Source organism: Stutzerimonas frequens, assembly GCF_024448335.1.
Classification (GTDB): Bacteria; Pseudomonadota; Gammaproteobacteria; order Pseudomonadales; family Pseudomonadaceae; genus Stutzerimonas; species Stutzerimonas frequens.
Genome location: NZ_JAMOHM010000015.1, coordinates 14006 through 30651 on the forward strand (window position 1 = coordinate 14006; position 16646 = coordinate 30651).

At 62.2% G+C, this 16646-nt stretch carries 19 protein-coding genes; 5 read left to right on the forward strand and 14 right to left on the reverse strand.

Features of this window, described 5'->3' with window-relative positions:
- Nucleotides 1-140: 140 nt before the first annotated feature.
- Nucleotides 141-1184 carry a dihydroorotase gene (gene pyrC / locus NAO55_RS17625; protein WP_102840677.1) on the forward strand — a complete coding sequence of 348 codons (1044 nt, stop codon included), beginning with the start codon at nucleotides 141-143 and terminating at the stop codon, nucleotides 1182-1184.
- Nucleotides 1181-1855, forward strand: a complete 675-nt coding sequence (gene rnt / locus NAO55_RS17630) for a ribonuclease T (RefSeq protein WP_063544719.1) — start codon at nucleotides 1181-1183, stop codon at nucleotides 1853-1855. The genes pyrC and rnt overlap by 4 nt, the downstream gene beginning before the upstream one ends.
- Nucleotides 1856-1957: 102 nt before the next feature.
- Here rnt and thrC read toward each other — a convergent pair whose 3' ends face one another.
- The 10 genes from thrC to ffh all read right to left on the reverse strand — a co-directional run bounded on the left by thrC (nucleotide 1958) and on the right by ffh (nucleotide 10910).
- Nucleotides 1958-3367, reverse strand: a complete 1410-nt coding sequence (gene thrC, locus NAO55_RS17635; RefSeq protein WP_102840676.1) for a threonine synthase — start codon at nucleotides 3365-3367, stop codon at nucleotides 1958-1960.
- Between the two features lie 71 nt (nucleotides 3368-3438).
- Entirely contained in the window at nucleotides 3439-4743 is a 1305-nt protein-coding gene (locus tag NAO55_RS17640) for a homoserine dehydrogenase (protein WP_063544715.1), read from the reverse strand.
- A gap of 104 nt (nucleotides 4744-4847) precedes the next feature.
- The gene (locus NAO55_RS17645) at nucleotides 4848-5345 is read right to left on the reverse strand and encodes a GFA family protein (protein WP_102840675.1); all 498 of its coding nucleotides are present in this window, start codon (nucleotides 5343-5345) and stop codon (nucleotides 4848-4850) included.
- Nucleotides 5346-5445: 100 nt separating this feature from the next.
- Entirely contained in the window at nucleotides 5446-6171 is a 726-nt protein-coding gene (locus tag NAO55_RS17650; protein ID WP_102840674.1) for a thioredoxin fold domain-containing protein, read from the reverse strand.
- Nucleotides 6172-6328: 157 nt separating this feature from the next.
- A complete protein-coding gene (xerD, locus tag NAO55_RS17655; RefSeq protein WP_102840673.1) occupies nucleotides 6329-7225 on the reverse strand; it encodes a site-specific tyrosine recombinase XerD in 897 nt (298 codons plus the stop codon).
- Nucleotides 7226-7393: 168 nt separating this feature from the next.
- Nucleotides 7394-7744, reverse strand: a complete 351-nt coding sequence (gene rplS / locus NAO55_RS17660) for a 50S ribosomal protein L19 (RefSeq protein WP_015277862.1) — start codon at nucleotides 7742-7744, stop codon at nucleotides 7394-7396.
- A gap of 44 nt (nucleotides 7745-7788) precedes the next feature.
- On the reverse strand, nucleotides 7789-8541 hold the full coding sequence (trmD, locus tag NAO55_RS17665; RefSeq protein ID WP_063544707.1) for a tRNA (guanosine(37)-N1)-methyltransferase TrmD: 753 nt from the start codon (nucleotides 8539-8541) through the stop codon (nucleotides 7789-7791).
- Between the two features lie 5 nt (nucleotides 8542-8546).
- Nucleotides 8547-9083, reverse strand: a complete 537-nt coding sequence (gene rimM / locus NAO55_RS17670; RefSeq protein WP_063544705.1) for a ribosome maturation factor RimM — start codon at nucleotides 9081-9083, stop codon at nucleotides 8547-8549.
- Nucleotides 9084-9087: 4 nt separating this feature from the next.
- Nucleotides 9088-9339, reverse strand: coding sequence for a 30S ribosomal protein S16 (gene rpsP, locus NAO55_RS17675; RefSeq protein WP_011912373.1), 252 nt, complete (start codon nucleotides 9337-9339; stop codon nucleotides 9088-9090).
- Between the two features lie 194 nt (nucleotides 9340-9533).
- Nucleotides 9534-10910, reverse strand: coding sequence for a signal recognition particle protein (gene ffh / locus NAO55_RS17680; protein WP_102840672.1), 1377 nt, complete (start codon nucleotides 10908-10910; stop codon nucleotides 9534-9536).
- 220 nt (nucleotides 10911-11130) lie between these two features.
- Here ffh and NAO55_RS17685 point away from each other — a divergent pair, with 220 nt between their 5' ends.
- Entirely contained in the window at nucleotides 11131-11931 is an 801-nt protein-coding gene (locus tag NAO55_RS17685; RefSeq protein ID WP_063544701.1) for a cytochrome C assembly family protein, read from the forward strand.
- Between the two features lie 15 nt (nucleotides 11932-11946).
- Nucleotides 11947-13233, forward strand: coding sequence for an HlyC/CorC family transporter (locus tag NAO55_RS17690; protein ID WP_102840671.1), 1287 nt, complete (start codon nucleotides 11947-11949; stop codon nucleotides 13231-13233).
- 30 nt (nucleotides 13234-13263) lie between these two features.
- Here the strand turns inward: NAO55_RS17690 and purT are convergent, their stop codons facing one another.
- From purT to NAO55_RS17710, 4 genes are read right to left on the reverse strand one after another with little or no spacing between them, the layout of a single operon-like run.
- Nucleotides 13264-14445 carry a formate-dependent phosphoribosylglycinamide formyltransferase gene (gene purT / locus NAO55_RS17695; RefSeq protein ID WP_102840670.1) on the reverse strand — a complete coding sequence of 394 codons (1182 nt, stop codon included), beginning with the start codon at nucleotides 14443-14445 and terminating at the stop codon, nucleotides 13264-13266.
- Nucleotides 14446-14490: 45 nt separating this feature from the next.
- Nucleotides 14491-14682, reverse strand: a complete 192-nt coding sequence (locus NAO55_RS17700; protein WP_063544695.1) for a DUF1289 domain-containing protein — start codon at nucleotides 14680-14682, stop codon at nucleotides 14491-14493.
- A complete protein-coding gene (locus NAO55_RS17705) occupies nucleotides 14679-15200 on the reverse strand; it encodes a gamma carbonic anhydrase family protein (protein WP_063544693.1) in 522 nt (173 codons plus the stop codon). The genes NAO55_RS17700 and NAO55_RS17705 overlap by 4 nt, the downstream gene beginning before the upstream one ends.
- A 49-nt stretch (nucleotides 15201-15249) precedes the next feature.
- Nucleotides 15250-15867 (reverse strand): CoA pyrophosphatase, encoded by a 618-nt coding sequence (locus tag NAO55_RS17710; protein WP_102840949.1) that lies wholly within the window; start codon nucleotides 15865-15867, stop codon nucleotides 15250-15252.
- A 184-nt stretch (nucleotides 15868-16051) separates the two neighbouring features.
- On the opposite strand from NAO55_RS17710, the gene NAO55_RS17715 reads away from it, so the two are divergent.
- Nucleotides 16052-16606 (forward strand): NUDIX hydrolase, encoded by a 555-nt coding sequence (locus tag NAO55_RS17715; RefSeq protein ID WP_102840669.1) that lies wholly within the window; start codon nucleotides 16052-16054, stop codon nucleotides 16604-16606.
- Nucleotides 16607-16646: the final 40 nt, after the last annotated feature.

A 16646-nucleotide genomic window follows, 5' to 3' on the forward strand; every position in this document is an offset into this window, starting at 1 on the left:
GTTCCAACTAGGTATCGGTGTCCAACCAGCAAACTTGAGCACGGTGCAGTCAGCGATCCAGCTCGCAGACGAAGGCAAGATGCCGCGACCGCCCTTTTCCGGTAGCATTCGCGCACGTTTCACCCGCCTGGAAAGCCCGCATGTCCGACCGACTCACCCTGCTGCGCCCCGATGACTGGCACATTCACCTGCGTGACGGCGCCGTCCTGCCGCATACCGTCGCGGACGTTGCGCGCCAGTTCGCCCGCGCCATCATCATGCCGAACCTGGTGCCACCGGTACGTACCGCCGATGAGGCAGAGGCCTACCGTCAGCGCATTCTGGCCGCTCGCCCAGCCGGCAGCCGTTTCGAGCCGCTCATGGTGCTCTACCTCACCGACAGCACTACGCCGGACGACATCCGTCGCGCCAAGGCCAGCGGCTTCGTCCATGCGGTCAAACTCTACCCGGCCGGCGCCACTACCAACTCGGCCTCCGGGGTGACTGTCATCGACAACGTCTTCGACGTGCTGGAAACCATGGCCGAAGTCGGCATGCCGCTGTTGGTTCACGGAGAGGTCACGCGCGGCGAGATCGATATTTTCGATCGAGAGAAGTACTTCATCGACGAGCAGCTGAGCCGGGTCACCGCGAAGTTCCCAACGCTGCGGGTGGTCTTCGAACACATCACCACCCGTGACGCGGTGCAGTTCGTCCAGGCAGCTGGAGCCAATGTCGGCGCCACCATCACCGCCCATCATTTGCTGTACAACCGCAACCACATGCTGGTCGGTGGCATTCGCCCACATCTGTTCTGCCTGCCGGTGCTCAAGCGCAACCTGCATCAGGAAGCCCTGCTGGACGCTGCCACCAGCGGCAACCCGAAGTTCTTCCTGGGTACCGACTCGGCGCCCCATGCCCAGCATGCCAAGGAAGCCGCTTGCGGCTGTGCCGGCTGCTACACCGCCCATGCGGCCATCGAGTTGTACGCCGAAGCCTTCGAGCAGCGTCAGGCGCTGGACAAGCTGGAACCCTTTGCCAGCCACTTTGGTCCTGATTTCTATGGCCTGCCGCGCAATACCGACCAGATCACGCTGGTACGCGAGGAGTGGGAAGTCCCGACCAGCCTGCCGTTCGGCGAGCAGCTCGTCATACCGTTGCGAGCCGGCGAACGCCTGCACTGGCGCCTGGAGACGAACGCATGAGTGAGGAGCAGTTCGAAGACGAACTCGAAGAACACCTGCCCGGCAAGCCCCGCTCGCCCATGGCACGGCGCTTCCGTGGTTTTCTTCCGGTGGTGATCGATGTCGAATGCGGTGGCTTCAACAGCGCGACCGATGCCCTGCTTGAAATCGCCGCCGTGACCATCGGCATGGACGAACAAGGTCTGCTCTACCCGCAGGACACGCTGTTCTATCGCGTCGAGCCCTTCGCCGGCGCCAACATCGAGCCTGCCGCGCTGGAATTCACCGGCATCAAGCTCGACCACCCACTGCGCATGGCCGTCCCCGAGCTGCAGGCGATGACGGACATCTGCCGCAGCGTGCGCAAGGCGGTGAAATCGGCAGGCTGCAAACGCGCGATCCTGGTCGGGCACAACAGCAGCTTCGACCTGGGCTTTCTCAACGCGGCCATCGCCCGCTGCGAGATCAAGCGCAACCCGTTCCACCCCTTCTCCAGCTTCGATACCGCCACCCTCGCCGGCCTCGCCTATGGGCAGACCGTGCTGGCCAAGGCCTGTCAGGCGGCGGGCATCGATTTTGACGGCCGTGAAGCCCACTCGGCCCGCTACGACACCGAGAAGACCGCTGAACTGTTCTGCGGCATCGTCAACCGCTGGAAGGAAATGGGCGGCTGGGAAGAGTTCGACGAATAGCAGAGCCAGCCCGAGGAGCCGAGGTGACGCCCTGTCTCACCGCCTCCACGCCAGAACGAAAAAGGCCAGTCGCATGACTGGCCTTTTTCGTTTGACCGCAGCCTAGAGCGGCTTGCCGCGGTTACCGTGCTGGCCGACAAAGGCCTGCACCGCTTTGAGCTCGTTCGGCAACACTGTGCAACGCTCGCTGCGCTCGAACAGATCGGCAAGGTGCGCCGGCAACGCAAGCGCCTGACCTATGCCGGCCTTTTCCACTGCATCCGGGAATTTCACCGGATGCGCAGTGCCGAGGGTCACCATCGGGATGTTCAGGCTACGACGGCATTCACGGGCTGCATGCACGCCGATGGCAGTATGCGGATCGAGTACCTCACCGGTTTCCTTGAACACCTGGGCGATGGTCGCACAGGTTTGTTCGTCGTCCACGGCCAGCGAGTCGAAGAGCCGGCGTGCTTCGGTCCAGCGATCCTCCTCAACCGACAGCTTGCCGCTGGCACGGAAGCCATCGAGCAGATCCGCCACGGCCTTGCCGTTACGCCCGTGCAGGTCGAAGAGCAAACGCTCGAAGTTCGACGACACCATGATGTCCATCGAAGGCGACAGCGACGGGTGCAGGGTGTCCTTGTCGTAGCGGTTGCCGGACATGAAGCGATGCAGGATGTCGTTGCGGTTGGTGGCGACGATCAGCTGATTGATCGGCAGCCCCATATTGCGCGCCAGGTAACCGGCAAAGATGTCGCCGAAGTTGCCGGTCGGCACCGAGAAGGCGACCGAACGCGCCGGACCGCCCAGCTGCAGCGCGGCATGGAAGTAGTAGACGATCTGGGCCATGATCCGCGCCCAGTTGATCGAGTTGACCGCTACCAGACGGGTGCCCTTGAGAAACCCCTGATCGGCGAAGCTGGCCTTGACCATCTCCTGGCAGTCATCGAAGTTGCCTTCGATGGCGATGTTGTGAATGTTGTCGCCGAGGATGGTGGTCATCTGCCGGCGCTGCACTTCCGACACGCGCTGGTGCGGGTGCAGGATGAAGATGTCGACGTTCTCGCAACGGCGGCAGCCTTCGATGGCCGCAGAGCCGGTATCACCCGAGGTGGCGCCCATGATCACCACGCGCTCGCCACGCTTGGCCAGCACGTAGTCGAGCAGACGGCCGAGCAGCTGCAGGGCGAAGTCCTTGAACGCCAGGGTCGGGCCATGGAACAGTTCGAGCACCCATTCATTGCCGTTCAGCTGGCGCAGCGGGGCGATGGCACCATGGGCGAAGACGCCGTAGGTTTCCTCGAGGATTCGCTTGAAATCCGCATCTGGAATGCTGCCAGCCACGAACGGGCGCATGACCCGGAAGGCCAGCTCGTGATACGGCAGGCCAGCCCAGGAGGCGATTTCCTCGACGGTGAACCGCGGCAGGTTCTCCGGAACATAGAGACCACCATCGGTGGCCAGCCCCGCCAGCAGGACGTCTTCGAAGTTCAGGGCCGGCGCTTGGCCACGGGTGCTGATGTAACGCATGATTCAAACCTTCGGTGTTGGCTGCGGGCGACGGGCAGGCAAACCACCTGCGCCGGCCCGCCGATGCCGGATTAGTTCAGCTGTTCGACACGGATACGCACGACCTGCCCGACCACGTCCTCGAGCGCTTCCAGCGCCGCGATGGCGTCGTCGATACGCTGCTCGACCACTCGATGGGTAACGAGTATGACCGGAACCAGGCCATCCTGAACCTCGGCCTCCTTTTGCATGATCGACTCGATATTGATGCCACGCTCGGAGAGGATGGTCGCCACCTGAGCGAGAACACCCGGATGGTCCTTGGCCTGGATGCGCAGGTAGTAGGCACTTTCACAGGCGCTGATCGGCAGAATCGGGTGGTCGGACAGCGAATCAGGCTGGAACGCCAGGTGCGGCACGCGGTTGTTCGGATCGGTCGTCAGCGCCCGTGCGACGTCCACCAGATCGGCCACCACTGCCGAAGCAGTCGGCTCCATTCCGGCGCCGGCACCGTAGTAGAGTGTGCTGCCAACCGCATCGCCGTTGACCATCACGGCGTTCATCACCCCGTTGACGTTGGCGATCAGGCGATCGGCCGGAATGAGCGTGGGATGGACGCGCAACTCGATGCCGCTATCGGTGCGTCGGGCCACGCCCAGATGCTTGATGCGATAACCCAGCGCCTCGGCATAGTTCACATCGGCCGTGGTCAGGCGCGCAATACCTTCGGTATAGGCCTTGTCGAACTGCAGCGGAATCCCGAAAGCGATGGAGGCCAGGATCGTCAGCTTGTGCGCCGCGTCGATGCCTTCTACGTCGAAGGTCGGGTCGGCCTCCGCGTAGCCGAGCTCCTGGGCTTCTTTGAGCACGTCTTCGAAGGTGCGTCCCTTTTCGCGCATCTCGGTGAGGATGAAGTTGCCCGTGCCATTGATGATGCCGGCCAGCCAGTTGATTCGATTGCCGGCCAGCCCCTCGCGAATGGCCTTGATTACCGGAATCCCGCCCGCGACGGACGCCTCGAAGGCGACGATGACACCCTTCTCGCGCGCCTTGGCAAAGATCTCGTTGCCATGCACCGCGATGAGTGCCTTGTTAGCCGTGACGACGTGCTTGCCGTTCTCGATGGCTTGCAGTACCAGCTCCTTGGCAAGGGTATAACCACCGATGAGCTCGACGACGATATCGATTTCCGGGTTGTTCACGACGTCGAGGACGTCGGCGGTAATAGATGTTGCGCCAGTGTCGCACTTGGGGTTCGGATGCCGGGTGGCAATCTGCGCAACCTCGATTCCGCGCCCGGCACGGCGGGCAATCTCCTCGGCGTTGCGTTTGAGCACGTTGAAGGTACCGCCACCGACGGTCCCCAGCCCACAGATGCCAACTTTCACCGGTTTCAAGCTGAACTCCCCATTCACAGCGAAACGACCGGACCTGCCGGTCGACAAAAGAGTCGCACATTACGAAGGGAGCCGCCGTTAGTCAATCGGCCGCGGCCGCGCGGCTAAGGCGCCGACCCGCCGAGCCCGAGCCGTTGATGCCATTGCGCAAGCGATTCATCAGGGTACTCGGCGTAACAGCGATCCTGCGTCTGTATCTGCGGCTCCACCCAGCCGGCCTTGGAGCCGAGCATGAGATGCGTATGCTCGGGCGGCACGGGCAGATCGCTATCGATCGCCGAAGCGAAAGGATGGACCAGATCCGGCCAGTTCGGATCCCACAACCACAGCGCACTGGCGCAGATTCGACAGAAGTGTCGGCGGCCGTCACTGACCTTGACCTCTCCGCTTTCGGCATCGACGAGACGCGCCTGGTAGACACCCAGATGCTCGCGCCCTTCGACCGTCAGGGTTCGATAGTCGCCACCCAGATTGATGGCATAGCCGCCCCCGCCCGCAGTCTTGCGGCAGATCGAGCAGTAACAGCGCATGAACGGATATGGCTGCGCCGACTCAAGGGTGAATCGCACAGCCTGGCAATGGCAGGAACCTTTCAGCTTCATCACGACGACCTCGTTCAGAGCCCTCAAGCTTTGAACGCAGCATGCCGTCCAGCTCCTGCCTTTCCCGGTCGAGGCGGCACATTCGGACCGCCGGCCAGCCTTACTCCGCCTTGAGCGCCACGTCAGCCAGCTGCGCTGCCGGCTGATAGCCTGGGATCATCTGCCCATTGGCGAGAATAATGGCGGGAGTGCCCTGCACGCCGATCATCTGGCCGAGCTGATACTGCTTGGCGATCGGCGTCTCGCAACTGGCTGCCGGCAGCTCCTCACGGGCCTTGGCCTTGTTCATCGCATCCTGGCGATCCTTGGCACACCACACACTGGTCAGCGTATTGGCACCATGGCTACCCATGCCTTGGCGCGGAAAGGCCACATAGCGCACCTCGACGCCGAGGCGGTTCAGCTGCGGCACTTCGCTGTGCAGCTTCTGGCAGTAGCCGCAGTCGGTATCGGTGAACACGGTGATATGGGTCTTCGGCTCCTTTGGCGAAAACACCACCATCTCGCTTTGCGGGATCGAGTTGATCTGCTTGGCCACCGACTTGCTCTGCGCCAACTCGGTGAGATTGACAGCCTGACCATTCTGGAACTGATAGAGATAGCCCTGGATCACGAATTGCCCGTCCGGGCTAGCATAGAGCTGGCGCCCGCCTTCCAGCTGAACCTGATAGACACCCGGCATCGGACTTTCCGCTACGGCCTCGATCGGCATGTCCGGCTGAATTTTCTGCAATGCCTGGCGAATCGCCTGATCAGGGTCGGCAGCAGTGGCAAGAGTGCTGGCCAGGCCGATAGAGGCGGCAGCGAACAAACGAATCAGGCCCATGGAAACTCCTGGCAGCGGCGATCTAAGGGAAGGCGCAAAGACTACCATAGGCATCGCGCTCAAACTGCTAGCCGCTTCTCCGACCGGCCTGCCGGCAGTTGATGCAAACGAGGCACGCATCGGCTGATGCGCGATCGGCGGCAGGCATGTGACCCGGCTAGCCACGTGGATGATGGGCCGCGTGCAGCTCCTGAAGCCGGGCGCGGGCGATATGGGTATAGATCTGCGTAGTGGACAGATCGCTATGCCCGAGCAACATCTGCACGGTCCGCAAATCCGCACCATGGTTGAGAAGGTGTGTGGCGAATGCGTGGCGCAGGGTATGCGGCGAGATAGAGGTAGCGATTCCGGCCGCCTTGGCGTGCAGTTTGACCCGGTGCCAGAAGGTCTGCCGCGTCATCTGATCGCCACGCTGACTGGGGAACAGCACATCGCTGGCCTTGCCGACAAGCAACAGGCCGCGCGCATCGCGCTGGTAGCGCTCCAGCCAATGCAGCGCCTCGTCACCCAGCGGCACCAGACGCTCCTTGTTACCCTTGCCGAAGGTTCGTAACACGCCCTGACGCAGGCTGACCTGCTCCAGCGTCAGGCCGATCAGTTCGGTTACGCGCAACCCGCACGCATACAGCACCTCAAGCATCGCCCGGTCGCGCAACCCCAGCGGATCCTCGACATCGGGTGCCGCCAGCAGCGCCTCCACGTCGGCCTCAGACAGCGCCTTGGGCAAGGGACGCCCAAGGCGCGGCAGATCCACACGCAATGTCGGATCCAGCGATATGTCGCCCTCGCGCAGCAGGTAGCGATAGAAGCCGCGCAACCCGGACAGGAAGCGCGCCGTGGAACGCGCCTTGTAGCCATTGTCCAGACGCCAGGCGAGATGATCGAGGATGACCTCACGACCCGCGGTCGCCAAACGGACCCCGCGCTCATGCAACCATGCGTTAAACAGTGCCAGATCGCTGCGGTAGGCTTCCCGGCTGTTGTCGGCCAGGCCTTTTTCCAGCCACAGCGCATCCAGGTAGCGGTCGATGACGGGATCGTCGAGAGCGGGCATGGCGACTTCGAGACGGAACGGGAGGCGCCAGTTTTCCACACGCCACTTAGCCAGTGCCAGTGCCGTCGTCGATTACCGCTCGCTGCGAGCAGACTGCGGCCCGAGGGAAGTGCGCTTAAAAAAAAAGCAGCCCGGAGGCTGCTTTTCTTCGAAGCGGGGAAAGCGGTCTTAGACCAGCTTTTCCTTGATTCGGGCGGCCTTGCCGGACAGCGCGCGGAGGTAGTACAGCTTGGCCTTGCGCACGTCACCGCGACGCTTGACGCTGATGCTGTCGACCATCGGGCTGTAGCTCTGGAAGGTACGCTCGACGCCAACGCCGTTGGAAATCTTGCGAACGGTGAAAGCGCTGTTCAGGCCGCGGTTACGCTTGCCGATCACGACGCCTTCGAAGGCCTGCAGACGCTGACGCTCGCCTTCCTTCACCTTCACCTGAACGATAACGGTGTCACCCGGTGCGAACGGTGGGATTTCCTTGGTCATCTGCTCGGCTTCGAGCTGCTGAATGATCTTGTTGGTCATGCTGTGTGCTCCTAAGGTCAACCCACCGGGTTGCCATCGATACGTTAACTATCGTTCCGCTGACGGATGTATTCCGCCAACAGCTTTTGTTCTTCTCCAGAAAGCGAGCGGCTATCCAGAAGATCGGCGCGGCGCTCCCAGGTCCGACCAAGGGACTGCTGCAAGCGCCAGCGCCGGATGTGTTCGTGGTTGCCGCTGAGCAGCACCTCAGGAACACATTTACCCGCATACACCTCAGGTCGCGTGTAATGCGGACAGTCGAGCAGGCCGTCGGTAAACGAGTCCTCCTCGGCGGAACCAGCATGACCCAGGGCGCCCGGAAGCAACCTGGTCACGGCATCGATCAGCACCATCGCCGGCAGCTCGCCACCAGACAGTACGTAATCACCGATCGACCATTCCTCGTCTACGTGCGCTTCAATGAAACGCTCGTCGATACCTTCGTAGCGACCGGCGATGAGAATCAACGCATCCTCATTCGCCAGCTCGCGGACATCCGCCTGTTTCAGCTGACGCCCTTGCGGCGAAAGGTAGATCACCTTCGCCTTGCCGCCCGCGGCGCGTTTGGCATCGGCCAACGCCAGCTCGAGCGGTTTGATCTTCATCACCATGCCGGGGCCGCCACCGAATGGGCGGTCATCCACCGTCTGATGACGGTCTTCGGTGTAGCTCCTGGGATTCCAGCAGCTCAACTGCAACAACCCTTGCTTCACCGCACGACTGGTAATCCCATACTCGCTGATGGCTGCGAACATACCCGGGAACAGACTGATGACTTCAACGCGCAATGCGGCCATGCCGTTCAGAAGTCCGCATCCCAGTCGACCTGCATCTCGCCCGATTCCAGATCGACCTTCAAGACGCAGTGATCCGTATAGGGCAGCAATCGCTCGCGATCATCCAGGCTTCCAGCGCAAGGCTTCACGACCAGAACATCGTTGGCTCCGGTCTCGAGCAGGTGATCGACCCGACCAAGCAACTGCCCGGCCTGATTGAGCACCTTCAAACCTTGAAGCTGATACCAGTAGTACTCACCGTCATCCAGCGCGGGCAGTTCGCTGCGCGGAACGCAAATCTCGAAGTCGGCGTACGTACGCGCCACCTCGCGATCGGTCAGTCCTTTCAGCGAAGCCACCAGGATCTTGCCCTGGAGGCGCCCCTTGACCAACTCGACCTGCTTGACTTCGTCACCTCGCCTCAGCGTCCAGCGACGATAGTCCAGCAGATTGTCGATCGGATCGGTGAAGGAATAGACCTTCACGTCACCGCGCACGCCATGCACCGAAACGATCTTGCCGATGACGACCAGATCATCGCTCGGGGCAGACATTGCGCTCATAGACTCAGGCAGCGGCCTTGGCAGCTTCCTTCAGCAGCTGAGCAACGCGCTCAGACGGCTGTGCGCCCTGGCTCAGCCAGTAAGCAGCGCGCTCCTGATTGACAGAGAGCTTCACTTCCGCACCAGTGGCGATCGGATTGAAGAAACCGATGCGCTCGACGAAGCGACCATCACGCGGGTTGCGGCTGTTGGTCACGGTCAGGTGGTAGAAAGGGCGCTTCTTGGAGCCGCCACGGGCGAGACGAATAGTTACCATGTGAACATCGTTCCTGTAGTCGGTGCTAACTTAAGGCACACACTTAAAATGGGCCTGGGCCCGAAAGGCCGCACATTTTAAGGAATGCCGGGAATTTTGCAAACTCTTTTGCTAGAGGCGCGCAGCCGTCCAGCGCGCCGGACACGGGCGTGCGCCAGCGCTGGCGCCAATCTTGCGCAATCGCAGCCACAGACCTAGAACTTGGGCATCCCGCCGCCGGGGAACATGCCGCCCATACCGCGCATCATCTTGGCCATGCCGCCCTTGCCGGTAACCTTCTTCATCATCTTCTGCATCTGCTTGTGTTGCTTGATGAGACGACCGATGTCCTGCACCTGAGTGCCGGAGCCCATGGCAATACGTCGCTTGCGCGAGCCACTGATGATGTCCGGGTTGCGCCGCTCGGCTGGCGTCATCGAGTTGATGATCGCTTCCATCTGCTTGAACTGCTTCTCCGCCGCACCCTGGGCATGCCCCATCTGTGACAGGTTGACGCCGCCGATGGAGGGCAGCTTGTCCATCAGGCCGCCCAGCCCGCCCATGTTTTTCATCTGCTGCAGCTGATCGCGGAAGTCTTCGAGATCGAAGCCCTTGCCCTTCTTCAGCTTCTTGGTGAGCTTCTCCGCCTTCTCGCGATCCAGTGTCTGCTCGGCCTGCTCGATGAGGCTGAGCACGTCGCCCATACCGAGGATGCGGGAAGCGATTCGATCTGGATGGAAGGGCTCCAGCGCGTCGCTCTTTTCACCCATGCCGAGGAACTTGATCGGCTTGCCGGTCACATGACGCACGGAAAGCGCTGCACCACCACGGGCATCGCCATCGACCTTGGTCAGCACGACACCGGTCAGCGGCAGCGCATCGCCGAACGCACGGGCGGTGTTCGCCGCGTCCTGACCGGTCATGGCGTCGACCACGAACAACGTCTCGGCCGGCTTGATCGCGGCGTGCACGGCCTGGATCTCCGCCATCATCTCGGCATCGATTGCCAGACGACCCGCGGTGTCCACCAGCACCACGTCGATGAACTTGAGCTTGGCTTCGCGAATCGCCGCCTGGGCGATATCCACCGGCTTCTGGCTGGTGTCGGACGGGAAGAAGGTCACGCCGACTTCGCCCGCCAGCGTCTCGAGCTGCTTGATCGCCGCTGGGCGATAGACGTCGGCCGAGACCACCAGCACCGACTTCTTCTTGCGCTCCTTGAGGAAGCGCGCCAGCTTGCCCACTGTCGTGGTCTTGCCCGCACCCTGAAGGCCAGCCATGAGCACCACCGCCGGCGGCGCGACATTCAACGCCAGATCCTCGTTGGCGGCGCCCATCAGTTCTTCCAGCTCGGCGCGGACGATCTTCACGAACGCCTGCCCCGGCGTCAGGCTCTTCGATACCTCGGTGCCGACTGCGCGCTCCTTGACCCGATTGACGAACTCCTTGACCACCGGCAGCGCGACGTCGGCCTCGAGCAGGGCCATCCGCACCTCACGCAGGGTGTCCTTGATGTTGTCCTCGGTCAGCTTGGCCTTGCCCGTGACATGGCGAAGCGTTTGTGAGAGGCGATCGGTTAGGTTTTCGAACATGAGCCATTCCACGCTGGATGTGCTGAAGGGCGCGATTATAGAAGATGGAAGCATCGGGCCGGTACCCCGATCGCCGCGGTTTTCGATAATGTGGCACCCGCTGCAGCCTGCTGCGAATGAAACAGTGACGCCAGCTGCGGCGATCCGTACCCCGACGCGACTTTTGTGCCCCCGGCGTTTGTGCCACACTCACGACCTTTCGAGCTCGTTACCGGAACCTATGCTTCCTCTGCTACCCAGCCTCGCTGCGGCCGTTCTCTACGCTGGCGCCGCGGGTTACCAAAGTCTGCGTCTGGCGCAGCGTGCGGTCCCGGACAAACGGCTGCTGCTGGCCGCCGGCGTACTCGCCTTGCTCGCCCATAGCGTCAGCCTGTTCGTCCAGCTCATCTCCCCCAGCGGCCTGCATCTGGACTTCTTCACGGCTTCGAGCCTGATTGCCGCCGCCGTGATCCTGCTGATCCTTCTGGCTCTCCACCGGATGCCGGTGGAGAACCTGCTCCTGCTGCTCTTTCCCCTGGGTTGCCTGACCGTACTCTTTGCCCAGTTCGCGCCATCCGGCACTGCGCCAGCGATCGCCGAAGAACCGGGAATACTGGCGCACATCCTCCTTTCGATACTCGCGTACGGCATGCTGACCATTGCCGTATTCCAGGCCTTGCTGCTGTTACTGCAGGACCACCATCTCAAGCACAAGCACCCGTCAGGACTGATCCGTAACTTCCCTCCCCTGCAGACCATGGAAAGCTTGCTGTTCGGTTTTCTATGGGCGGGCTGGGGGCTGCTGTCCGCCTCCCTGGTGTCCGGCTGGCTGTTTCTCGACGATCTTTTCGCTCAGCATCTGGTCCACAAGACACTGCTCTCGGTGGTTGCCTGGGTGGTTTTCGGGCTGCTGCTGTGGGGACGACACCAGCTCGGCTGGCGTGGCTATAAGGCGATCCGCTGGACACTAGCTGGTTTCTGCCTGCTGATGCTGGCGTATTTCGGCAGCAAGCTGGTCCGCGAATTCATCCTGCACATCTGACGAACAGGCCAACTCGTGGAAGATCTACATCCCGGCTTTCTGCTCGGCCTACTGGTATTTCTGCTGCTGTGCTCGGCGTTCTTCTCCAGCTCCGAGACCGGCATGCTCAGCCTCAACCGCTATCGACTGAGGCATCAAGCCAAGGAAGGACACAAGGGCGCCCGTCGCGCCAGCAGCCTGCTGGCCCATCCAGACCGCCTGCTTGGCACCATCCTGGTCGGCAACAACTTCGTCAACATCCTCGCCTCCTCCATTGCCACCGTGCTCGCCATGCAGTTGTGGGGGGAAGCCGGCATCGCCATCGCCACCATCGGCCTGACCATCGTTCTGTTGGTATTCGGAGAAATCACACCCAAGACCCTGGCCGCACTGCGCCCAGAGATCATCGCCTATCCGGTCAGCCTGCCGCTGCTGATGCTGCAGAAGGTCCTCTATCCGCTGGTCGCCTTGCTCGGCTGGGTAAGCAATGGCCTGCTCCGGCTGCTTGGCGTAGACCTGTCCAACAAGGGCAATGACAGTCTTTCCACCGAGGAATTGCGTAGCGTGGTCCGCGAATCCGGCAGTGACCTGCCGCTGAACCGGCAGAGCATGCTGCTGGGCATTCTCGATCTGGAGCGGGTGACCGTCGACGACATCATGATCCCGCGAAACGAGGTCACCGGCATCGATCTGGACGATGATCTGGAAGCGATCATCAGCCAGCTGCGCACCACCCCACACACCCGCCTGCCGGTCTTCCGCAACGACATCAATCAGATCGAAGGCATCGTCCATATGCGACAGATTGCTCGCCTGCTCAGTCATGATCAGCTGACCAAGGAGAGCCTGCTCGCCGCCTGCACCGAACCCTATTTCGTGCCGGAGAACACGCCGCTGTCGACTCAACTGCTGAACTTCCAGAAACAGAAGCGACGGATCGGCATCGTCGTGGATGAGTATGGCGATGTCCGCGGCGTCGTCACGCTCGAGGACATTCTCGAAGAGATCGTCGGCGAGTTCAGCAATCAGGACGCCTTGCGCAGCCCGGACATCCATCCTCAGGATGACGGCACGCTGGTGATCGATGGCGCGGCCTACATCCGCGAGGTAAACCGAGCGCTGGATTGGCAACTACCCTGCGACGGACCCAAGACGCTCAACGGCCTGATCACCGAAGCCCTGGAACACATCCCCGACAGCGGCATCTGCCTGCAGATCGGCGACTATCGCCTGGAGATCCTCCAGGCGGCCGACAATCGGGTGAAAAGCGTGCGCGCCTGGACCATCAACGCGACGCCATCGACCGAGCAGCAAACAGACTAAGGAGGCGGCGCAAGGCCGGCTCCGCCGTACTCAGAGATCTACCTTCACCGCTGCTGCCGCGCGCAGTGCCTTCTGCCGAGCCGCATCGATGGCGACGTCTCGTGCCAGCGCCACGCCCATGCGGCGCTGACCGCTGACGCCAGGCTTGCCAAACAGACGCAGCCCGGTATCCGGCTCGGCCAGCACCGCCGCGAGGTTACCGAAGCTCACCTGAGTCGACTCCCCTTCCACCAGCACCACAGCCGACGCTGCCGGACCCAGCTGGCGAATGACCGGAATCGGCAGGCCGAGGATCGCGCGTGCATGCAGCGCAAACTCGGACAAATCCTGCGAGACCAGCGTGACCAGCCCGGTGTCGTGAGGCCGCGGTGATACCTCACAGAACCACACCTGGTCGCCCTTGACGAACAGTTCGACACCGAAGATCCCGCGGCCACCGAGTGCATCGGTCACGGCCAATGCGATACGCTGCGCCTCGGCCAGCGCCGCCGGTGTCATGGGCTGCGGTTGCCAGGACTCCTGATAGTCGCCTTTTTCCTGTCGATGCCCGACCGGCTCGCAGAAGCTGGTGCCGCCGGCATGCCGCACCGTCAGGAGGGTGATCTCGTAATCGAAATCGATGAAACCCTCGACGATGACCCGACCGCGCCCAGCGCGACCGCCGGCCTGCGCATAGTCCCAGGCCGCCTCGATATCCTCGACACTGCGCAGCACGGACTGACCCTTGCCCGAAGAGCTCATTACCGGCTTGATCAGGCACGGAAAGCCCAGCGCCAGCGCCGCGGCACGGCACTCATCCAGCGAGTCGGCAAAGCGATAGGGCGAGGTAGGCAGCCCCAGCTCCTCGGCGGCCAGACGACGAATCCCCTCACGGTCCATCGTCAGCTGCGCCGCCTGGGCCGTCGGGATCACCGTATAGCCTTCGCCCTCCAGCTCCACCAGCGTGGCGGTTGCGATAGCCTCGATCTCCGGCACGATGTAATGCGGCCGCTCCTGTTCGATCACGGCACGCAGTTTTGCGCCATCGAGCATGTCGATCACATGGCTGCGATGCGCAACCTGCATCGCTGGGGCATTGGCATAGCGATCCACGGCGATCACTTCAACGCCGAGACGCTGCAATTCGATGACCAGCTCCTTGCCCAACTCTCCACAGCCGCAGAGCAGGATGCGCGTGGCGCTGGGAGACAGCGGGGTGCCTATCGTTGGCATGGAGTTCCTCGTCGTTTGTGAAGGTCGATCAACGCCATCGGCGTCCTACATCAGCTGGCCACCGAGACGGGCCCGCTCGTTGCAACGGCGCAGCACCTGGCGCCGCTCTTCATTGTCCATCAGCCCCCAGCGGCGAATCTCATCGGAACTGCGCTGGCAGCCGACGCACAGATCGTCGTCATCCAGCGCACAGAGGCTGACGCAGGGGGAGGCTACCGGTTTTTCCTGAAGACTCACTCATCCGGCTCCAGATCGCGCGCGTAGCGCTGCGCGTTGTGCACGTAATGAGCGGCGCTGGCCTCGAGCATCTTCTTCTGCTCCTCGGTCAACTCCCGCACAACCTTGCCTGGTGAACCAACCACCAGCGAGCCATCGGGGATTTCCTTGCCTTCAGGAATCAGGGTGTTGGCGCCAATGATGCAATGCCTGCCGATCTTCGCCCCGTTGAGCACCACGGCGTTGATGCCGATCAGGCTGTAGTCACCCACCGTACAGCCATGCAGCATGGCGTTGTGCCCCACCGTCACGCCAGTTCCCAGCGTCAGCGGATGGCCCATGTCCGTGTGCATCACGCTGCCGTCCTGGACGTTGCTGTTTTCGCCGATGTGAATCAGCTCGTTGTCGCCGCGCAACACCGCGCCGAACCAGACGCTGGCGCCGGCATCGAGCCGGATCTTGCCCACCAGCGTAGCGTTCGGTGCCACCCAGCTCTGCGGATGGGCATCCACACGCGACTCTCCCAGACGGTATTTCACGGCATTACCTCTCAGTCAGCTTGAATAGTCGGCCCGCACCGGGGCCGGGTCAGGGCCTGCTGCGTCCGGACAGATCGACGAACGCCGCCGGCGCGCGGCGCATCTCGATACCAGCGTCGTAAACGACGTTCACCAGTTCGACGATCATGATCGCCGTCAGCCCCCAGATCTGATATTCGCCAAAACGATAGGACGGGATGTACCAGCTCTGCCCCTGATAATCGATCCGGTGAGTGACCTCGCGCGGGTCCTGGCAGAAGAACTCCAGCGGCACCGAAAAGACCGAGGCGATTTCAGCATCGTTGGCCCGATACTCGACATAATCCGGTACCAGTCCGACATACGGCGTGACATGGATTCCATGCACCGAAACCAGACTGCTGAGTGGCCCGACCACCTCCACCATGCCGGGAGCAAGCCCCACCTCCTCCTCGGCTTCGCGCAGCGCCGTCTCTAGCAGATCACGGTCCTCCGGATCACGGCGCCCGCCGGGGAATGCCACTTCGCCGCCGTGGGTGGAGAGGCCCGCGGCTCGAAGCGTCAGCACAAGTTCCGGCGATTCGCTGCGAGTGATCGGCATCAACACGGCCGCCTCGGGCAGGCAACCCTCCGGCGCCAAGAGATGCGGAGAATAGCCACGCACCCGTCGGAGTATTGTGTCCAGCATGAATAGTCTCGTTTCGTCTTTGACCGGCATCATGGCATGAAAGGCGCAACGGCCCAAGACCTCGGAAAAGTCATGGTGCCGGACGAACAGGCTCATGGGAGATCAGTCTCACGGTGGTTCGTGGCTTCCTTGCTGAATTACCGCGGACGGCCCAAGATTTGCCGTAATCGACAGGAATTCTTCCATGAAGTACTGCAACCAGTGTGGCAACCCGGTCCTGATCCGCGTCCCGGACGGTGACAACCGACCGCGCTTCGTCTGCGATAGTTGTCAGACCGTGCACTACCAGAATCCACGCATCGTTGCCGGTTGCGTGCCGATCTGGGACGACCAGGTGCTGCTCTGCCGGCGCGCGATCGAACCCAGACGCGGGTACTGGACGCTGCCGGCCGGCTTCATGGAAAACGGCGAAACGATACAACAGGCTGCTGCGCGCGAAACGCTCGAGGAAGCCTGCGCAAGAGTCAGGGACCTGCAGCTGTACACCCTGTTCGATCTGCCACATATCAATCAGGTCTACATGTTCTTTCGCGCGCAGCTGGTCGATCTGGACTTCTGTGCCGGGGACGAGAGTCTCGAGGTGAAACTCTTTCATCAGCAGGACATCCCTTGGTCCGAGCTGGCTTTTCCGACCATTGGCCGTACCCTAGAATGCTTCTTCACCGACCGGGTGCAGCAGACCTTCCCGGTACGTAACGAAGCCGTCTCCGGCCTCAGGCAGCGCGACCGGGCAAGTTGATGTTCGGTACGGCATGACGGCAATACAGGTCTGATGCAGT

Bases quoted from the DNA above. Each gene is read 5' to 3' on its own strand.
- NAO55_RS17650 (WP_102840674.1), bottom strand. From the start codon at position 6,171: ATGGGCCTGATTCGTTTGTTCGCTGCCGCCTCTATCGGCCTGGCCAGC.
- NAO55_RS17645 (WP_102840675.1), bottom strand. From the start codon at position 5,345: ATGAAGCTGAAAGGTTCCTGCCATTGCCAGGCTGTGCGATTCACCCTT.
- NAO55_RS17685 (WP_063544701.1), top strand. From the start codon at position 11,131: ATGCTTCCTCTGCTACCCAGCCTCGCTGCGGCCGTTCTCTACGCTGGC.
- purT (WP_102840670.1), bottom strand. From the start codon at position 14,445: ATGCCAACGATAGGCACCCCGCTGTCTCCCAGCGCCACGCGCATCCTG.
- rplS (WP_015277862.1), bottom strand. From the start codon at position 7,744: ATGACCAACAAGATCATTCAGCAGCTCGAAGCCGAGCAGATGACCAAG.
- rpsP (WP_011912373.1), bottom strand. From the start codon at position 9,339: ATGGTAACTATTCGTCTCGCCCGTGGCGGCTCCAAGAAGCGCCCTTTC.
- trmD (WP_063544707.1), bottom strand. From the start codon at position 8,541: ATGGCCGCATTGCGCGTTGAAGTCATCAGTCTGTTCCCGGGTATGTTC.
- rnt (WP_063544719.1), top strand. From the start codon at position 1,181: ATGAGTGAGGAGCAGTTCGAAGACGAACTCGAAGAACACCTGCCCGGC.
- ffh (WP_102840672.1), bottom strand. From the start codon at position 10,910: ATGTTCGAAAACCTAACCGATCGCCTCTCACAAACGCTTCGCCATGTC.
- rimM (WP_063544705.1), bottom strand. From the start codon at position 9,083: ATGAGCGCAATGTCTGCCCCGAGCGATGATCTGGTCGTCATCGGCAAG.
- pyrC (WP_102840677.1), top strand. From the start codon at position 141: ATGTCCGACCGACTCACCCTGCTGCGCCCCGATGACTGGCACATTCAC.
- NAO55_RS17710 (WP_102840949.1), bottom strand. From the start codon at position 15,867: ATGCTGGACACAATACTCCGACGGGTGCGTGGCTATTCTCCGCATCTC.
- NAO55_RS17715 (WP_102840669.1), top strand. From the start codon at position 16,052: ATGAAGTACTGCAACCAGTGTGGCAACCCGGTCCTGATCCGCGTCCCG.
- xerD (WP_102840673.1), bottom strand. From the start codon at position 7,225: ATGCCCGCTCTCGACGATCCCGTCATCGACCGCTACCTGGATGCGCTG.
- thrC (WP_102840676.1), bottom strand. From the start codon at position 3,367: ATGCGTTACATCAGCACCCGTGGCCAAGCGCCGGCCCTGAACTTCGAA.